Raw genomic sequence first — 20090 nt, 5'->3', positions numbered from 1 at the left:
TCATTGTGTTAATGCATAAACCACTATGTTGACACCAAACTTGGTATTATCAACTTTTAAGAAGCGTTTGTTTCTGAAGTCATAATCCCATTCACAACCATAATCTTTGTTACTATAAAGAACTCCTATTCTACCATTTACAATAATAGCTTTCAAGTAATCATGGACTAGGTCATCTCCCCAGCCATTGAGCTCAAAGGAGGTTGCGGGCGGGCCATCTTCAAACTCGAAGAAGGCCGAATAAATTGGGTGGTTATTGGGTATTTTTTGGAGTGCATCTTCTCCAAAGGTCTTGGCCATTTCGGTCTCAAAGGATTTGGCAAAAAGCCCGTCGATGTCATGATTGCAATCATCGGCAAAGACAAAGCCTCCGTTCTCTACATAAGTCTTGAAATTCTTCCGCTCTTCCGTCGAGAATTCCACCAGCTTATGTCCACTGATGTAGCAAAAGGGACTTTTGAAAATCTCCTTGCTGCTCAGTTCTATTATTCTCTCCTTCTCGTCCACCGGAATGGTGGTGTATTCCACCAGAGAATTGAGCAAGTTGACCGGCATGCGCTGATCTGTGTCCCAATTGCCGGAGTTGTATTTTATTCTAGTGAAAAAGAAAGCTTGCATTGTAGGGTTAATGATCAGTAGTCAGTCACAGTAGGCAGTCGCAGTGGTCAGTTTACAGTCAACCAGCGACTGCAAACTGAATACTGAATACTGTGAACTGAATTAAACTGCGTCAGACAGACTGGTGAAGGTAAAGTCCCGGATCTTCATAGCCGGAATCAGATCACCACCCACCCGCTGCTGCTGTCCCAGCGCTTCGATATTGTTCAGCATGATGATCGGGCTCTCATTGAAGCGGAAGTTTTTCACAGGGAATTTGATCTGCCCGTTTTCTATATAGAAAGTTCCGTCTCTGGTCAGTCCGGTGTATAGCAGGGTTTGGGGATCTACCGCACGGATATACCAGAATCTTGTGACAAGTATTCCTCTCTCCGTGTTTTTCACCATATCGGCTATCGATTGGTCACCGCCGGCAATAATCATCCCGCTAGGTCTCCCTGTAGGCTCCACTCCTTGCTTCTCCGCCCAATAGCGGGAATAAAACATGTTCTTCACCACACCGTTTTCCACCCATGTCATGGGTTTTTGGGGAAACCCTTCATTATCCCAAGGGGAACCCGGAATCTGGGGGCTCAATGGATCAGAGTAGATGTTGACACGCTCGTCGAATAGTTTTTCGCCAAGGCGGGTTCCTCCACCCTTTTTGCTCAGAAAGCTCCTGCCCTCGTCTGCACTCCGGGCATCCAGACTTCTGGTCAATAAGCCCATCAAGTCACCGGCTGCGGTGGGTTCTAGAATTACCGTGTATTTACCCGGCTCTATAGCTTGGGCGTTCTGTGATGCCTGAGCTTTCTGCATGGCGATGTTTGTGACATCTTTGGAATTCAACAAACTCACGTCGTTGAAGTCCCTGATAGCATACCCTGATCCTGTACCGTCGGCTGTCCGAACTGTAATCGAAAAATCTACCGATGTACTCTTGTTGTAGCCAAAAAGCCCTTTACTATTTCCCTGGGCTACAAAACCCGAGAAATCCTCCAGATAGCCGGCTGCGGTAAGCTCTTTTTCGCTGCTTGGCCCTATACTGTCCGCTGCGATCTGAGCGCGCTGCTCCGGGTCGATCCCATCTGTGGATGTCACGAAAGTCTTGCTCTCCACATATTCCTGCGGACCCAGCATTGGCATGTATTCAGGATTTTCCGGTGCCAATTGTGCGATTTCCTCTGCCCTGGCTACTGCTTTTTTGAGCGATTCGTCGTCCAATTCGTTGATTGTGGATGAGCCGGATTTTTTACCGTAAACTGAGGTAACGCTCAATCCTATTTCATTAGTCTCTCCACTGGTGCTCACCGAATTTCTTGCATAGCGAATATTTCCGGTTCTGCCACCGTAAATCGTCACCTCAGTCTCATCCGCTTTTGCGTAGGAAAGTACTTTATCTATTATTTGTTTTGCTTCTTCTTTAGTCAAAATGGCCATAATTCTCGTGTTGAGGTTAAATATTTCTTCCCGTATTGATCACATTCACCCCGTCAAATCGGGTGGTAGAGCTACCGTGTGACACTGCTGATGACTGCGATGGCTGACCTTTCCCGTCAAAGAAAGAACCGAAAAATCTATAGTCATCCTTATCACAAATCTGGGAACAGGAATTCCAGAATTCCTGTGTATTGGACTGGTAAGCCACATCTTCCAGCATACCTGCTATTTCACCATTTTTGATTTCGTAGAATAATTGACCTCCAAACTGAAAGTTGTACCGCTGCTGATCAATGGAATAAGATCCACGTCCAAGGATGTAGATACCCTTTTCCACATTCTTGATCATCTCAGCAGGGCTCAATTTCTCCGTGCCCGGGCGCAAAGATACGTTTGGCATCCGCTGGAACTGAACCGAACTCCAATTATCCGCAAAGCAGCAGCCATGGGATTCCTTTTCTCCCAGAATATTCACCTGATCCCGAATAGCCTGATAGTTTACCAAAACGCCGTTTTTAATCAGGTCCCACTCCTTGCATTTCACTCCTTCATCATCATAGCCTGTATTTCCAAGGGATAAAGGCTGAGTTTTGTCGGCTACGATGTTGACTTTATCCGAGCCATATTTGAAGTCACCTGCTTTCCATTTGTCCAATGTAGCGAAGCTGGTTCCCGCATAATTCGCTTCATACCCAAGTACCCGATCCAACTCAAGCGGGTGACCCACCGATTCATGAATAGTCAATCCCAAGTGATCAGGATCCAGCACTAAATCGTATTTACCCGGCACTACTGATTTTGCAGATATTTTCTCCAGGGCATGCTTGGCTGCATCTGTGGCATCTTCTACGATGTCATAGGTGTTTTTGTAACTGTTGAAGCCGGCAGGATTCATGATTTTATCTTCTGCCAGGCCATCCATGTATTCATAGCCCATCCCCATAGGCGCACTGAGTGCCTGTCTGGTTCGGAATCCTCCGGATTCTTTGTTTACCGCAGTTACGGTGAACGTAGGCCAGATTCTATGGATATCCTGATCGATGTACGAGCCGTCTGTGGAAGCAAAGTATTTCTGCTCATTGATCATAAACAGGGCGGAATTGACAAAAGCTGCTCCGTTGTCTATGGCGGCGTTGTTTGCCTTCAGCAAAAGATCAATCTTCTCTTTCACGGGGATCTCCAAAGCATTCTTCTTGATAGGTGTATTCCAAGTCACTTCACCGTGGCCCGGTTCAGGAGCAAGTTCCACCGGCTCCTTCTGAAGCTTGGAATTTGCTTTGGCTATAGCTACTGCATTTTCGGCACATTGCTTAATTCCGTCAGGTGAGACATCAGAGGTAGATGAAAAGCCCCAGGTTCCATCGGCAATCACTCTGATTCCTACTCCAAACGTCTCTCCGTTTGAGATATTCTGAACATTTTTGTCTCTGGTGAATAAGTTTTGTCTTAGATATCTACCGATTCTCACATCGGTATAGGTCGCTCCTTTTGCTTTGGCTGAATTTAAGGCGATATCAGCCAGAACCTTTTTGGCGGCGGCATCGATTCCCGGCTCGAGCAATCGCTCTGCAGAGACGGGATTCCCAATCATGACTAGCCCGGAAGTGGCTAGGGCGCCGAGCCCCATTCCGGAAAGGTGGATAAAATCTCTTCTTTTCATATGATTATAATTTTTTCTTAAAGGCCACATGGAATCTCGCATGCATTACAATCATTCCAGTGTGTGTTCCCGTAGGTACGGGAACATGCCTGTCTGCGGTAGGCAGGCTCGATTTCAATTGATCTCTTGGTTAGAATTTATGGTTTATATTACTAATGGGTACTATTGGGTTTTATAATTTTTCAAAGTACTTCTATCCTCCGATTATGCCAAGTAAAAATACAGACTCGGTAAATTTTCGGGGTATGAATTGGAAAACACCTGTTGAAAAACGCAGAAATCACTTTTTTTGACCCTATAGTCCGAAAAGATTAAAAAACTCAGGATGATTAGATTTACTGTCTAAGGGGAGACAGTTACTCAGAAGGAATTGAAGGGAGCTACAACTACATGAAACCGAAGTAGAGATTGCTAAACATGCGTCACTAATCTGCGCTCTCCGTGTAACTCTCCGTGTCCACCGTGGTTAAACAAGAATGTAATCCAGCTTCTGGAGAAGCAGGATAACTTAGACTCCATACCTAAGCCCATAAAGCAAAAAATGATCCTCCAATTCAAACTCACTGTGTTTTGAATCGTGTTCAATAGATCGTTTTACATAATGATTGCTAGTGCAATGGTTCGCTGCAATTTGGCACTGAGCTTTCCTTCAAATTATATGACAAAATCCCTCCTCTAATCTGCGCTCTCCGTGCCCACCGTGGTTAAACCAAGGATGTAATCCAGCTTCAGGAGAAGCAGGATAACTTAGAACTGAAGTAGAGATCCCTAGACAATTGTCTTTAATCTGTGTCCTCTGCGTAACTCTCCGTGCCCACCGTGGTTAAATTGGGATGAAGTTTCAAATCAATCCAGCTTCTGGAGAAGCAGGATAACAGGGAGGAGTTGCCAGCCAATCGTTTCTAATCTGCGCTCTCCGCGCAACTCTCCGTGCCCACCGTGGTTAAACAGGACATCTTGAACTAAAAATCACGTCACTATGGTCCGAAAAGTCAAATTGACTCTTGGCTTTGAAACCAATTTGGTCGGTGGCAGTCGATGCATCCAATGGGTCTGAGTCGTGTCTTTCATCACCAGCAAACTTCCATTTTCCAAGACTTGGGAGACTGTTTCTTTGGATACTTTATGCTTGAAGGCAAACTTACGCTCCGCTCCAAAACTCACCGAGGCTATCGCTCCATTCTTTTTCAAATCTGTTTCCCCATCGCTATGCCAAGCCATCCCCTCACTCCCATTGTGGTATAGATTCAGCAGACAGGAATTGAAGGTCTCCCCGGTTTTTATTTCTACGAGCTCTTTTAACTCCAGCAGTTTTTTGGTCCAGGGCAACGCCGTTTTGGTATGATTGGAATAGGTGTATTCAAAAGCCCTCTCTGCATACCAAGCTACTTTACGCTTGGTTTCTATGCGTTTTCCAAAAATTACAGCGACATCGTTCTTCCATTGAATTTCATTCAATAAATAATCCAAGTAACCCAACGCGCTGAGCACAGGCATAATTTTGCCATAGTAATTTACTGTGCCGTCTTTGGGCAATAAGTTTATATTCTCGAAAGAATCCTGATTGAACAAATCCATATCCTGTGTTATCTCTCCGGATTCAGCTGGGCAGCTTCCCAACCGATAATTGCCGATTTTCTGGTATTGCCCCACATGTAACCGCCGATTTTTCCACTGGACTGAATCACACGATGACAGGGAATCAGGAAAGCAACAGGATTACTACCGATAGCAGTTCCAATGGCGCGGGAAGCTTTTGGTTTATTTATTTCCCCGGCAATGGCACCATAAGTCGTGAGATTCCCCTGCGGTATCTTCAGCAGTGCATCCCAGACTTTCAATTGGAAGGGAGTACCGTGCAAATGCAGTTTGATCCGGTTGAGTTTGCTCCAATCGTGCTGAAAAATAAACAAGGCTTCCTGTTGAATTTCATCTACCAATTGATTGTAAACAGCATTTGGAAAGCGGTTTTTCATCATCGCTTCTCCCTCGGTTTGATCTGAGAAAAAAGCCAGATGACAAATGCCCTTACGGGTGGAAGCCACAATGATTTCCCCGAAGGGACTTTCTGCAAAACTGTAATTGATATGGAGGTTTTCTCCGCCGTTTTTAAATTCACCCGGAGTCATTCCTTCTATTTTCACAAATAAATCATGAAGCCTCCCCGTACCGGATAGTCCCGTTTCTTGCGCTGCATCAAAGAGTGTGGCTTCTCTTCCCTGCAAAAGTTGCTTGGCATATTCCACGCTCAGATACTGCATGAATTTCTTAGGACTCACACCAGCCCACTCGCTAAACATGCGTTGGAAATGAAAAGGGCTAAGGTGCACTTTCTCTGCAATTTCATCCAGAGAGGGCTGGCTTTTGAAATTGGCCTGTATGTAGGCTATCGCTTCGGCAATTCGATTGTAATTGATGACTTGACTTTCGTTCATATTCCTGAATGCTAGATTACCCAAAAGTAGCCTTCTTCATACTATACCAAAACCCGAAACTTGCTACTATTTCTTTCTCCCCAAAAATATTCACTATATCAGCGAATAATTCATCTAAAAAATTAAAGACAAAAACACTTATTTGTCACAAAACACCTCTTGAACAAGACATTAAACAACCATACTTTTATCAATTACAAACCATTTATCAATTTAATAAGCAATTTTTAACCCTGTATTTTTTAATAAACCCATTTTTGCTAAATTTCATTATAACCAAAAAGAAGCTGTTCCCTTTTTTATTCAATCCAGCCCAGGATTTCCTACCGGATCTATTTTCTCTATCGATCCATGTTTAGTTAAACCATCAACTTATTGTCAGCATCATGCAAACAAACCGTAGGGATTTTGTCAAAAAACTTTCCGTAGCAGCCTTGGGGACTGGACTGATTGCAACCGGAGCAACGGCAGCGACAGGAATAGTAACCAATGTCAATTTCATTTCAAGACCAAAACTTCCAAAAGTTGACGTTTCATCTTCCAGGGTGATAAAGGAGACAGTCGGATTAAGGCCTTTTAGAAAAACCGGACCCAGAATAGAAAAACAAGACTTGGGTAACAAAACCATTGTTCACAATTACGGACATGGCGGTTCGGGATGGTCTCTTTCATGGGGCACATCTCTGATTGCTTCTGAATTGGTGGATCAAACCCAAGAGAAGAAAATTGCTGTCATAGGATGCGGAGTGATCGGATTAACTACAGCAATAACCCTTCAGCAAAAGGGATATGAGGTGGTCATATATACCAAAGACTCTTATCCAAATATCACCTCTGCGATGGCAACCTGGACATGGTCTCCTACCTCAAGATTGATATTACCGCAACATGTTACTCCCGAGTTTGCCTCTATGTATCAAAAAGCCTGTACACACTCCTACCGAACTTTTCAACGGCTATTGGGAATAAACCAAGTAGTAGAATGGATGGATAATTACAGCATACATACCGGAGAGGAGCAACGTGCAGACTACTCTAACGAGCTGATGAGCAAGCTGGAAACACCATCATTCATTTATCCCAAAGGTGTTCCGCTTCACAGAAGGGAAAATCCCTTCAAATTCGATAATGTGAGTAAAAATCCCACTACGATCTTCAATATACCTGCATACTTAAAAATGATGAAGTCTGATTTTTTAATTGCAGGCGGAAAGATGGAAATCAAAAATTTTAAAACCCCGGAAGATATCGATGCCTTACCTCAAAAGTGTGTGGTAAACTGTACAGGCTTGGGATCTCAGGAGATATTTGGTGATAATGATCTGATGCCGGTATCCGGGCAACTGTGCTTCTTAATTCCACAGCCTGAGCTCACCTATAGAGCCAATATGGGAGGAGTGTACTTTATCCCCCGAAAAGACGGCATTATGATTGGCGGCAATGGAATAGACAACAATTGGGACATCACTCCCGATCCCATTGTTAAAGAACAATACTTATCAGGGGTAGAAGAAATGATGAAAAGGTTGCGGAGTTAAGCCGTCTATTTATTAAGTATTAAAATGATATTCAAATTTCATAAAACTTAAGCTTGCTCTTGTGGCATAAAATTCGGGGTACCCTCGCCAAATTGAAACACCGGAGTGCCAAAGGCATAATCGGTATCCCGAATCAACAAAAACCTTGGTTCAAGGTTCTGACTTGGACCTATCTCAATGCAGTCTTCAGACTGCCTTACCAAAGCATTGATAAAAGTGAACTCCACCTAAGGGCATGAATCTGGAATCCAGCTTCTGGAGAAGCAGGATAACCTCATCAGAAAAACGCTCACCAAATGGACTTCCTGATTGAAAGCCAATCCCTAACCAGTGACCTCTGCGACATCCTCCGTGACCACCGTGGTTAATTATAAACCCATTTTACTTTCCTACATCAACAGGATCTGTCAGACTGGTTTCTTCCCTTCTTTTGCCCCCGAAACAATCGGGGCAGGCTTTGACGCAAAAGAAGCAAAAAGTCAAGACGCAATAATGCTTCCGCCCGCTACCGGCCGCACCCCCGCTATTGCGTCCTCCCTGCGCGCCCTACAAATGAACCATGTGCTAATGACAGCATGGTCCAAGGTCTTCAGACTTGGACCTACCTCAAAGCAGTCTTCAGACTGCCAAAGAAAGACCCTCATGTAAGAAAACTTCCTGATTGAAAGTCACTCCCTAACCAGTGACCTCTGCGAAATCCTCCGTGATCACCGTGGTTAACTATAAACCCTTTTGGTTCAAGTCTTCTGACCTGCCTGCTGCAGGCAGGCTTGGCTCTATCTCAATGCAGTCTTCAGACTGCCTTACCAAAGCATTGATAAAAGTGAACTCCACCTAAGGGCATGAATCTGGAATCCAGCTTCTGGAGAAGCAGGATAACCTCATCAGAAAAACGCTCACCAAAATGGACTTCCCCGTCGGTAGCCGACTCTAGCCAGTGACCTCTGCGAAATCCTCCGTGACCACCGTGGTTAAATATTAAACCTAAAAAAAGCCGTCCATAAAACATGAACGGCCGAAATAACTTCAATCAAAATCCCTAAATCTTCTCCAGCGCATTTGCCAGATCTTCCTTCAGATCTTCCGCATCTTCCACTCCCACACTCAAGCGGATCAAAGAATCCACCAAACCTACTTTCTCACGTTCTTCCTTCGGGATACTGGCATGAGTCATGGAAGCCGGATGACCACAAAGTGACTCTACTCCCCCAAGGGACTCGGCAAGGGCAAACAGGTGAAAGTTCTCCATCACTTTTCTCGCATCTGCTTCCTGATTTCCCACTAGGGTAAAGGATATCATTCCTCCATAATCACGCATCTGCTTCTTGGCAATAGCGTGGTTAGGGTGATCCTCAAAGCCCGGCCAGTAGACTTTATCCACTTTCGGATGATCCTTCAGGAAAGCAGCGATAATTTTTCCATTCTGAGAATGGCGCTCCATACGCAGATGCAGCGTTTTGATTCCTCTCAAAACCAAGAAGCAGTCCTGAGGGCCCGGAGTAGCGCCGGAAGCATTCTGGATAAACACCAGTTTTTCTGCCAACTCATCATCATTTACCACCAAGGCACCCATCACTACATCGGAATGACCGCCCAGGTATTTGGTCACCGAGTGCATCACAATGTCAGCACCAAGATCCAGCGGATTCTGTAAATAAGGAGATGCAAAGGTATTGTCCACGGCAAGAACAATCTTATTGCCGCTGCTAAGCTTTGCCACTGCAGCGATATCGATGATATTCATCATCGGATTGGTAGGCGTTTCCACCCAGATCATTTTGGTTTTATCCGTAATATGTTCTGCTAAGCCTGCCGCATCGGACATGGGCACAAATTTGAATTTGATTCCATACCGTTCGTACACTTTGGTAAACAGACGATAGGTACCTCCATACAGGTCATTTGTACTGATTATTTCATCACCGGGATTGAACAATTTGATCACTGCATCAATGGCTCCAAGTCCTGAGGAAAAGCAAATACCATGTTTGCCATTTTCCAATGCCGCCAGATTATCCTGCAAAGCAGTACGGGTGGGATTGTGTGTGCGGGAATACTCATATCCCTTGTGATCTCCGGGCGACTTTTGTACGTAAGTAGAAGTCTGATAAATCGGTGTCATAATCGCACCGGTGGCAGGATCCGGTACTATACCGGCATGTATGGCTTTTGTTCCAAATTTCATTTGCAATTGGTTTAGCTTGTTTTGGCTTTAGGAAAAAGAAAACCTTTTGAGATTTTCAGAGTGATTTTAGACTATGCATGTTAAACTTGCAGACTTTCCCAGTGAATCACTCGATGATAGATCAAATATGACAAAAAAGGGCAGGATATTCAAAACTATCCGTCGGTACTTCGGCACTCATCCTGCCGGGATTTTTGCATGGCTATGGGTTACGGCTATGCCTTTTATTGGAAGTATAATTTTCGCTGCAAATTACAATTTACTCGAAGCATACAGGCTACACACTGCATTGGATTACTTTGCCTATACTGTTATAGGTGCCTTGTTGATGGGCTTGGCACTTCTTCCCACCACGTTGATTGCCTTGGCTTCAGGCTATTATTTTGGCTGGACTTCCCTGACGTTCTTGATTTTGGGCTATTCGCTGGCTTCTGTGCTAGGGTATGTACTGGGGAAAGTCACAAATATGGGCTTTACGGAATTGCTGTTTAAGAAAAACCCAAAGTTTCACAAGGCAATAGAATCCCGACAGGAAAAGGAGGGTTCATTGGTTTTTTTCGTGAGGATCTCTCCGGTAGTTCCCTTTGCTGTATCCAACTTCCTGTTTGCCAATTTGAATATCAAACTATGGAAGGTATTGATCTATGGAATTCCTGGGATGCTTACCCGTACGGTCATCGGTTTTGCAGCGGGAGTGGCTGCAAGCTCTTATATGGAAGCCAAGCAGTCCATGAATACTCCGCTGCAATGGGGAATTGGATTGGTGCTGTTGATTATCGGTGTGGCAGGGATTTATAGCTATGTGAGGAAAAAACGCTGAAAAAACGATATCAGAACTTTTATGATTTTGTGCCGCGGGTCGTGTCCTCACGACCGGCTTAAGCTCTTTGCAACAGCAGTCTGAAGACTGCAATTCAGCAAACACAAGTTGGGAGACTCTCGCCATATGGAGACTTGCCCCAAATGGTCAAACTATTAGATCAATCAAATAACCTAACAGTAATACCGCAATCGTAAATGTAATCAAACCTAATATGTAGGAAAAAAGTGCTTTGAAGTAGTTGGCTACTCTCTTTTTATCGAAGAACTGTCCAATAGCCCAACAACTGTAAACTATAAAAAGTACCCCTCCATAATCTAAAACCTTAAGGCTAGTCAACCCTTGAATTGTTCCAAACGCAGCCAGAATAATCATCCCTATTCCCATTACAAAGCATAGAAGAATCAGTATTTCATAGAAGTTATATCCATATTTTTTAAAAAGTAACTTAATCCAAAAGGCTATAAATACCCCCATTATCAAATTCCCATAGCCATAGTTATTCTGTAACCATTTAAAAATGACAGTTGTTGTGGTAAAATTGAACTCATCGTATTTGAAATATCCATCTTCAAAATGGAAAAATCCCCTTAAAACCGAATAAATCAATGAACTGACTATGATAAAAATCACCGGTTTTACCAATCGGCTTCTATCTTCAGCAATATACCTTCTGACACCTGCCCCGGGTCTGATCAGTAACTCCTTAACCGTATATAATATCCCTTTATCAAAGTTTAGAACACTAGTGACCTCCTTGGCTATATATCTCCCATCAATCCGTCGCAATTCTTTGGCATTGCCACAGCTTACACAATAATTCCCAGTGATTTCCAGCTCACATTTTTTACAATATTCTAAAGGATTCTGATTGTTCATTTGGTCAAATCGCGTAGTGTATCTTTCGCCGAAGATAAAGGGCTCTGAATGGTTTATTCTAATCTAACTTTTCCTCTTTTAAAAGCTTCTGCAATTCTGAATTTTTGATCTTATTCTTTGCCGCAATCGGCAAATAGACCAAAGGGAGAAAAGTCAACAACCCAAATCCATTTTTAACGGTGCTGAAAATTGCAATTCCAATTAAGATCCCAAAGATTACGGCATCGTAAATCTTTGTGGTTTTACCCTTTTTTGCTTCTGCCAGCAATTCTTCGTCAGTTAATGCTGATAATTTTTCTTGGTTCATTTTCTTGAATTGATGGTTTGGCTGGATTAAAGTCGAATTATAAATTTTAATAGATAGAAAGGTACAACGGCAAATTATACCTAGCTCATCGCCTTGTCTACGCACAGAGGGGGAATTTTCGGTAGTGGTTATTCGTCCATCATTTTGATATACCCTCTAAATATACACTTACTTCTTTATGTCCGTCTTTTTCGGCAATGCTTATAGCTGTATCTCCATTGTCCATTTTAAGGTCAATTTCTGCGCCGTTCTCTATTAGTAACTGTACTAATTTCAAGTTTCCCCTATGTGCAGCAGAATGAAGAGCTGTCACATTTTGTGTTTGTGTCGCATTCACATTTACTCCATATTCAATCAGCAGCTTACACAGCTCGTAGTTTTCTTTTGCCACTGCCGAGTGCAGGGGATTTACTTTGGAAGGATTGGTTGCATGTAAATTAGGATCAGCCTCATTTTCAAGAAGTAATTTAGCTATTTCAGTTTGATCAAAAAACGCTGCAAGGGACAAAGGCGTAAAACCGTCATTTGAATACTGGTTCACATAATTTTTATCCCGTGTAACGGAATCTTTTACGAAGTCAATTTTCCCACATACTACAGCCTCATGGAAAGTAAATATCTGTTTAAGTTCTTTGGCCTTGTTAAAGGCTGCTTCTAAACCGCTATATGCAATAATCAATAAGCCTGAACTTCCGTTATCATCCCTTTTATCTAAGACTTTAGGATGTTCTATGATCAGCGTGATGATTTTATCATCTTCTTTATTTTTTATGTATGCTTTTAACGAATCGATCATATCATTTGCTTTTATGGTTGTAGAAAAAATTATGGCAAAAATCAACATACCTATTCTTCTTCATGTCTTCAGAATTTTCACAAAAATAGTATGATTATAAGCCAATTATTTCCTATGTGTCACCTTTTTTGCGAAGAGCTACAGGTGACAGTCCAACCGTATTTTTGAAGTAATAACTGAAATTGCTCAAACTTGAATACCCAAGAGATGTTACTATCTCGGTAATACTTTTATTTGTTTCAATGATTTGTCTTCTTGCTTCTGTTACCTTTAGTTGTGTTATGTATTGAAATGGGCTAATTTCAAAAATTTGACTAAAATTTCTCAATAAGTGGTTTTCCGAAAGCATAGCTACCTGGGATATTTTCTTCAAGGTTAAATTTTCCGAGTAATTGCTGTCAATGAAATCTTTGGCATAAAGGAGTCTACGGTATATTTCTTCTTTGGTACTTTTCTTTTTTGATGTCAACCTGTCTATCACCTTTAGGGCATCACTATTCTGAAAAAGAATAGCATTCAATAGTGTAAAATAGAATTCTTCCTTTTCCATTTCTGATATCGTGCGCACAGATGCTCGTCTGCCGTGAGACAAGATTTTGGAAACCTCTCCTCCATGCTGATAATTTCTTTCAAGTAATTTAATACCCTCCGCTCTTTTAATTGAAAAATCAAGAAGCTGCTCTTCCGATGAATTTAACTCTGAAACGATTTGGCAAACAAATTCTGGCGTAAAGAATACACAAAATGATTCTATGGGAGAAATATTGTCTATGGTTAAATTGTATTTAGTGCAATCATTCAAGATTAGATAGTTGTTTTCGTTAACGGTGTATTCCCGTTGTTGCACACGGTACTTAGCCGAGCCATTATAAAAGGATTTAATAGAAAGAAAGCAATCTCCCGACCATTGGTATTGACTGGCTTGCTGATGTATTATAAAATTATTCGCATTCACTTTCTTTTTTTCGTTTAAAGGGTGGTCTTATTACCATTACCCACAACTTATTTATTTCTATACTTTTAGTATTGATATAGACCCCATTTGGTCAAGTATACGCACCTTTAGTACTCTTTAATTTTTCAATCCACTCCCAGATTGCTTCACTCCTGCGTCGTTCGTAATGACGAAACCTACCTCAGCAAATACATCTTTCCATACCCCTTCTTGAATGCCTTATCTCCGGCAGTCGGTCTATGCTCCATAAACTGCCCGTTTTTCCGCACCATCACCCGATAAATATACACACCGTTTGCCAGCTGATCGCCAAATTCATCCTTGCCGTCCCAAGCATATTCGGTCAGGTTATTCCCGATACGGATCGGACCCAGCTCATTCTGCAAAATCTCTCGGACAACCTTTCCGGTCACGGTCATAATCTGAATCTTGATCTCATCTGGCACTTCCATTCCCGTCACCGTAAAGACAAACCGCACAGAAGTACTGAATGGATTGGGATAGGGATAGAAATTGGTGATCTGGGATTCATTGATCACTTCGAACGTAATCTCATAGGGCTCGGAAGAAGTTTCATTTGCAATACGCAGCGTGTAAATTCCATCTTCCAGTGGCCCGGGAATCATCGAAACCTTAAAATCTTCGTCTTCTGAAGCCGGAGTCCAAGTCAGGTTTGGATTGGAGAAACTCACCCGCTTGAAGTCACAGGCTTCACAATTCTGTTTAATATACAGATTCAGACCCACTGTATCTTTTTTGTAAAGCAGGGTCTGCTCATTTTTCAATAGCGCCGTGATCTGCACAGTAGGCGAAACGATATCCCCGTCCATAATGTAGATCCCATCAAAATTCACATCGAGCAGTGCAGTAGAATTATCTCCCTCCACTCTAAAATAGGAACCCATGTCCACCTGATTATTTCGGAAAGTCTGCTCACGCTGAATTCTGGGATTGGCAAAAATCTCCAATCTATTCTCCCCTGCTTTCCCGATGGAATTGAATTCTATCGTAAAGTCAAATGCCTCACCCGCTTTCAGCGCAGGGAATTTCTTGGAAAACTCCTCCACTTTCTTACTCGTCAGATTGGTCATTTTCCAATCCACCTGTATTGAATCCGAAAAGTTGTATTTCGAAATATTCCTGAACTGCAAATCCAAAAGCCCAGGTTCTCCTTCTCTGAGATTGACCTGATCTTTGGCAGATTTCAAGAGTAAAACTCCCTCAGGCACGCCAATATAATTCACCTGCCACTTGTCCAGCTGAGCCGGTGCGGTGGATTCAGGATCATCCATGCTGTAGCGCAGTTTCAAGTAAGGGTAGGTCTCTGTACTGATAAATGAGAGGTCCATTTCCCGATCAAAGGTATTTCCGATCAATAGCTCCTCTTCGCCATTATCCTTCACTCCGATGATATCAAAGTAAGTCCTCTCTTCCTCCTTGATCCAATTTCTGGAATTGACGTTCTGGAAAAATCGCTCCCAAGAAGATGCCGGCCCCACTCGGGGTGTCAATATCACCCCTGAAGTCAAATATCCCGAAAGTTTGGTATCAAAGGAAAGCGTTTGTTGGCGTGCAGGAAATTCTGAATTTGCATTCCCGAGAATCTCGATCGCCTCCCCCGGGCGCATGCCCTTTCTGCCGTAGAGGATGTAAGGATCACCTGTTTTTAAGGCTCTGAGTGTGGCTTCACTTGCTCCGAATTCTTTTAGTTTCTCAATAACAACATCAGGCCAGGCTTCAAAGGTGACATTCCCTACTGAGAAAAGCACCACGTAATCACCCGCTTTCACCTTGTTCACATAATCTATCAGCATAGTCTGACCGGGGTCGGTGATCCAGGAATTCCGAATACTCTGGATCATCTGAGGGACCCGCCCACAGGCTCTGGCGTCCAAGATGTCAAAACCCGGGATAGGGATAGCCAAATATGGCGTTAGACTTTTTTGCTCAAAAGCCACCAGTCCCAACGATCCATTCGGGCATAGCCGGCTGTTGGCATTGTTTACATTATCAATAATCTGTGGAATCTGATTCAAATAGAACTGCGTGTTGCGAAAAGAAAGGCTATCCACTCCCGCTCCTACCGTAAATACTTCGATGTCAGCTTGCTGATCCGGGTATTTCCAGCTTCTATCCGACTGTCGGATCTCCAAATTTGTCAATTGATTCTCCTCGAGCTGATACGTGTTACGCTGTGTCCAGCCTTCAGCACCGGAGGGAATGTAGGAGAAGCTGGAGTTTGTCCAAGCATCAGATTCACCGGGTTTGGCTTCCTGAAATTTTGATCTCCAATAGAACGTAGTACTATCCGAAAAAGCTGTTAGCGGCAAAGGCATCTCTGCCAAGCCGCGGGTAGTGATACGGACTTCCTTGCGATAGGAAGAGTTGAAACCGGAAGCAGTGTCCAACTGAATAAGGACGGTGCGGTCTGCGGTGGTTTTTCCGGGAGCCTGAGTGACCAGCTTTGTCTCAGCACCATGGACTATACCATACTCCACCGGATATAAATTCAATGTTCCGCTAAGAGGAATAAACTTCGTGTAAGAGACAGAATTATTCGCAAAAGTCATTTCCCCCACCTCCATTTTAGCATTGACTTCTATGGTAAATGTATTTTCGCCGGCAGCATTCCGTCCGGCATTCGGAACGGTGAAAAACAGAGAATCTATTCTGGCTATATAAGGTATTTTTATTGGGGGAAATGCTTCAGTCGACCCATCAGGCAATTTTCTGGTCACGGTGTATGCTATGGAATCAGTATCCACCCTTCCGATATTTCTCAGCACAAAGCTCAATTTCAAGCTATCCGACAGCGCAGAAACGGGTATTTCATCAAAACTGTCCACTGATACCTCATCCGGCTTAATGGCATAGTCAGCTTTATCCGCAGGAAAAATCCGAAGTCCCGGATCGCCGTAATTGATCATCTGTTCCATATGGGAATAGGACAGCGGAGTCGTCCCATAGCTGTCAATATATGCCTCCTCTGCTTCCAGCTTCACCTCGCCCAGCGTGCGGTAGATTAGTGTGCTGTCACCGAATGCTTTCTTATAAAACATATCAGAATAGCGTCGCAGATAGATATCCACTCCAATGGCCGAATTTGCCATTATTGAAGCAGCCCCCTTATCCGGTGTGATCACCCAATCTTCGGCTTGGGTGTAGCTGTTGCCAAAGGCACTCCCATAGTCGCAGCCGTTAAACAACATCACGGGATATTTCCCTTTATTCTGATAATTCAATGTAGGATCAGAAGCAAAACCGATTTCTATATCGATGATGGTCGGTGCACCATGCCCAAAAAAAGTGAGCATGGACCTTCCTTCATTCAAATCACCGGTGATATCTATAACTTCTACAGTGGAATTTGAGCGCTTTCTATACGTAGTTACTTTCCCTCCCAAATACAGCCCTTCGGCAGTAGTCTTAAATCCATTCAGGAAATTAAAGTACCTATCCAGCTCAAATTCAGACACACCGCCGCTAAGATGGATCAATTCCTTCTGCCAGGAACCAGAAATCCCTACGGCATCCTTTTCAATGGCCTTACTCAGATAATCTGCCAAATGCTGGGAGTTTCTAGCCGGAATTCTGCCCACGGCAAGCGCCGGAGTATAGGGTTTGGAAGCATCCAAACCTATAGTATAACTATTGTCGGAAAATGGAAATCCCCCCGCAGGAATAAGATCCCTAAAGCTAAACGCAGAAGGGTTATTTCTATAGGAATAAGTCACCCCGCCGGCTCGGACCGTAGAATACATCGCCAGTGATCTGCCCGCAAAAAGCAAGTGTGTAGGCTTATGAACAGGATAATACGCTTTCAAAAACTCGTAGATAGCCACAGGTGAATATTCTCCAAAGGCAAATTGATTGTACAGATCCTCCACTTTCACTGACAAGGTATCGAACCCGCCTCCTGCAGGAGAAGCTCTATGCCGGGCGTAGGCTTTCAGAGGATTGTCAAATTGGGTGGTGGGCTGTGCCAGCACATGATGGCCTACCAAGATATAATTGGCCGCCTGGGCAAGGTAGTTTCTGAACCTCACAGGTTCCAGTCTTGCTACCGAAATGATAGTTTCCACATTTTGCACCCATACTTTACTGGAATCATTTGGCACTGCGGATCTAAAGGAAAGAGCTTGTCCACTTTTGGTCAGCTGCACTTTTCGGGGATTATCCCAATCAGAAATTTCCAATGCGGAATAGGTGCCTGAAAGCTGGGAAAGCTGAATCCGCCCATTTCCAGGAGGGGAAATAAAAAGCTCCGAAGCAAAATCACCTGAGCGCACATTATTTTGAAAGGTGATTTTGGCAAAAGCCACCGACACATTATCCACCGCCTCTGTTCCGGCAGACTCAAAGGAGAGAACAATGCTTCCATCCGGATTGAAATCAGACATTGCCAGATTCAGGGACTGTTGTGGATATTCATATCCGGAGAAATTAATTGTACCTAATAGCCTCTTGCTTGTTGAATTTGGCCCTGCATAGATTCTGGTGGCGTGTACACTTGCGGATCTGCCCACCAGACCAAACTCTAATTTTGCTGAGCCCGTAGTCGATACGGCTCCTAATTGATCAATCGTAAGCTGACGGGTATTTCCTTTGGTGATTACAGTCGACATCCAGCCTTGTCCCTGATCAAACTTCGACAGTCTAAAATCAAAAGCATATCCTATCCCCAGCGAATACTGCTCGCCCAACGCCAGCAATTTCTGCGAGGAATAGCTAGCTGCCAAAGGCAAAGCCGTCTCGGGTGCAGCACGGCGATTCATTCGTCTTCCGCTCTGACCGTCTGTTACAGTCAGGAAAAAAGCCGTGGTGTCAGAAGTAGTATTAAAGTATGGATTGGGAATCTGATTAAACTCAGGGTAGAGTAGCTTATCCAATGTCCCATCATTTCTCTTCCCAAAGAATTCGATGTAATCTTCTCCATCAAACTTCCCGTCATTTTCTCCTTCAATATGGATAGCGACCTCTTTTCCCCGATGATAAAGCCGAATATCTCTAGGATCCAAGCCATTCAGATTGATCCCCGAACTACTCAAAGTCGCTGCTGAAATCCGATGAATTCCATCCGAGGCTGTAGGAATTTTATAATAGGTACGGTCATAGGAGTACCACACAGGCTGCTGAGCTGGAGCGCTTGCAGAAAGGGTGAAAAACATCAGAAAAACGAAAAGGAGTTTTTTTATCATCTGCCTGCCCAACCTTTAAATTTCCTCAACTCAGGGTCCAATTTCTCCAGACTTACTTTCACGCTAAACACATGGGAATAGGGTGTCTCAGATACATTTCCTATATCAGAAAGCGCATAATCTATTTGAAATCGCTCACTGATAAAAACACCAATCCCCATACTTGGCTGTACATTCAGGCTCTCGTTACCCTGAAAATCCTTGATGTACTGGAAGTTTCCGATGCCGGCACGTATAAATGCAATATTTTGAAATCCTGCTTCCAAGCCGACTCTGGGGTCAATACTCAGTACAGAAGTGCTTATTACCGTATTTCTTTGCCCGTCAAAGGTCATATCCAGATCCATGGAGGTGAGCAGACTAAACTGCTTTCCAAGTTGCCAGCTGTAAGTCACACTGGATATGGCACGGGGTAGTGTCAGTTCTACAGAATTGACAGGGATCTCATTATCTGTCTGGGCGTATATCTCCCGAACCAATTCCGCATTGTGCGACCAAGCATTGAACGTAGTGGTAATATCGCGTACCATCAGTCCGAGGGTGAGCCTGTCCTTTATGTAAATCCCCCCTACATCCAATCCAAAACCCCAAGCTTGCGCAAATTTGCCTACATTCCTGTGGATGACTTTGGCGTTCATACCCACTTTGAATTTATCAGAAAGGTCTCTGGCATAGCTGAGAAGCAAGGCATAATCAGCAGCGTTGAAAAACTGAATGTTATTATAATTCAATGCACCATTGGCATCGTATAGAAATCGTGTATCGGGAATATCATCCACACCAAACCGGATCAAGGATACGGCTACCTGACTTTGGTCTTTGATCGGCGCAGAAAACCCCAGATAGTCGTATTGGGCTATTCCTGCAAAATACTCCGAATGCATCAAGCTAAACTCGTACTTATGCTGAATGCCCATAAGCGCAGCCGGATTCCAATAGGCCGCCGTCACATCACGCACTGCAGACACCTGAGCCCCTCCCATTCCCAAAGCCCTTGCCCCTACTCCTATGCTTAGAAATTCATTGGAATATTTGGGAGCCAAATCCTGTGAAAACAGATTCGCATGGCCTGTCCAAAATGACAGTAGCATTGCACAGAAAAAAAAATGAATCCGTATTCTATATTTCACAATCCAAAATAACCTATTTTCTCAATCCTCTATTAATTCAAGTCGGATTTCCTTCCAATCTACCAAATACCTGTCCGCCCCCGTACATTAATATGTTCAAATAGTTAACATTTAATTAAAATTGAAAGGGCACTATTTTTTACGAATGTT

At 43.5% G+C, this 20090-nt stretch carries 14 protein-coding genes; 2 read left to right on the top strand and 12 right to left on the bottom strand.

Translation table 11 applies throughout. From position 1 onward, the window contains the following. The 5 genes from J2X69_RS11805 to J2X69_RS11785 form a co-directional block, all read right to left on the bottom strand. On the bottom strand, window positions 1-618 hold the full coding sequence (locus tag J2X69_RS11805; protein WP_310103479.1) for a DUF4159 domain-containing protein: 618 nt from the start codon (window positions 616-618) through the stop codon (window positions 1-3). Window positions 619-720: 102 nt separating this feature from the next. Then, window positions 721-2037, bottom strand: coding sequence for a TldD/PmbA family protein (locus J2X69_RS11800; RefSeq protein WP_310103477.1), 1317 nt, complete (start codon window positions 2035-2037; stop codon window positions 721-723). A 16-nt stretch (window positions 2038-2053) separates the two neighbouring features. After that, entirely contained in the window at window positions 2054-3697 is a 1644-nt protein-coding gene (locus J2X69_RS11795) for a TldD/PmbA family protein (protein ID WP_310103475.1), read from the bottom strand. Between the two features lie 969 nt (window positions 3698-4666). Further along, on the bottom strand, window positions 4667-5275 hold the full coding sequence (locus J2X69_RS11790) for an alpha-ketoglutarate-dependent dioxygenase AlkB (RefSeq protein WP_310103473.1): 609 nt from the start codon (window positions 5273-5275) through the stop codon (window positions 4667-4669). 8 nt (window positions 5276-5283) lie between these two features. Next, the gene (locus tag J2X69_RS11785) at window positions 5284-6132 is read right to left on the bottom strand and encodes a methylated-DNA--[protein]-cysteine S-methyltransferase (RefSeq protein WP_310103471.1); all 849 of its coding nucleotides are present in this window, start codon (window positions 6130-6132) and stop codon (window positions 5284-5286) included. A 386-nt stretch (window positions 6133-6518) separates the two neighbouring features. On the opposite strand from J2X69_RS11785, the gene J2X69_RS11780 reads away from it, so the two are divergent. Continuing rightward, window positions 6519-7670, top strand: a complete 1152-nt coding sequence (locus J2X69_RS11780; RefSeq protein ID WP_310103469.1) for an FAD-dependent oxidoreductase — start codon at window positions 6519-6521, stop codon at window positions 7668-7670. Window positions 7671-8709: 1039 nt separating this feature from the next. On the opposite strand, the gene J2X69_RS11775 is transcribed toward J2X69_RS11780, so the two are convergent. After that, window positions 8710-9861, bottom strand: coding sequence for a cystathionine gamma-synthase (locus tag J2X69_RS11775; RefSeq protein ID WP_310103467.1), 1152 nt, complete (start codon window positions 9859-9861; stop codon window positions 8710-8712). A 67-nt stretch (window positions 9862-9928) separates the two neighbouring features. Here J2X69_RS11775 and J2X69_RS11770 point away from each other — a divergent pair, with 67 nt between their 5' ends. Then, window positions 9929-10675 (top strand): VTT domain-containing protein, encoded by a 747-nt coding sequence (locus J2X69_RS11770; RefSeq protein WP_310103464.1) that lies wholly within the window; start codon window positions 9929-9931, stop codon window positions 10673-10675. 147 nt (window positions 10676-10822) lie between these two features. On the opposite strand, the gene J2X69_RS11765 is transcribed toward J2X69_RS11770, so the two are convergent. The 6 genes from J2X69_RS11765 to J2X69_RS11740 form a co-directional block, all read right to left on the bottom strand. Further along, window positions 10823-11554, bottom strand: a complete 732-nt coding sequence (locus J2X69_RS11765; RefSeq protein WP_310103461.1) for a DUF3667 domain-containing protein — start codon at window positions 11552-11554, stop codon at window positions 10823-10825. A gap of 58 nt (window positions 11555-11612) precedes the next feature. Then, entirely contained in the window at window positions 11613-11861 is a 249-nt protein-coding gene (locus tag J2X69_RS11760; RefSeq protein ID WP_310103458.1) for an FUSC family protein, read from the bottom strand. Between the two features lie 139 nt (window positions 11862-12000). Further along, a complete protein-coding gene (locus J2X69_RS11755; protein ID WP_310103455.1) occupies window positions 12001-12657 on the bottom strand; it encodes an ankyrin repeat domain-containing protein in 657 nt (218 codons plus the stop codon). 112 nt (window positions 12658-12769) lie between these two features. Then, a complete protein-coding gene (locus J2X69_RS11750; RefSeq protein ID WP_310103452.1) occupies window positions 12770-13612 on the bottom strand; it encodes an AraC family transcriptional regulator in 843 nt (280 codons plus the stop codon). Between the two features lie 176 nt (window positions 13613-13788). Beyond that, window positions 13789-18810 (bottom strand): C25 family cysteine peptidase, encoded by a 5022-nt coding sequence (locus J2X69_RS11745; protein WP_310103449.1) that lies wholly within the window; start codon window positions 18808-18810, stop codon window positions 13789-13791. Further along, a complete protein-coding gene (locus tag J2X69_RS11740) occupies window positions 18807-19901 on the bottom strand; it encodes a PorV/PorQ family protein (RefSeq protein WP_310103446.1) in 1095 nt (364 codons plus the stop codon). Before J2X69_RS11740 ends, J2X69_RS11745 begins: the two co-directional genes overlap by 4 nt. Window positions 19902-20090 lie beyond the last annotated feature (189 nt).

It is taken from the genome of Algoriphagus sp. 4150 (assembly GCF_031457395.1).
Lineage (GTDB): Bacteria > Bacteroidota > Bacteroidia > Cytophagales > Cyclobacteriaceae > Algoriphagus.
The sequence above is the reverse complement of the archived record's forward strand: the minus strand, read 5'-3'. Positions and strand labels throughout refer to the sequence as shown.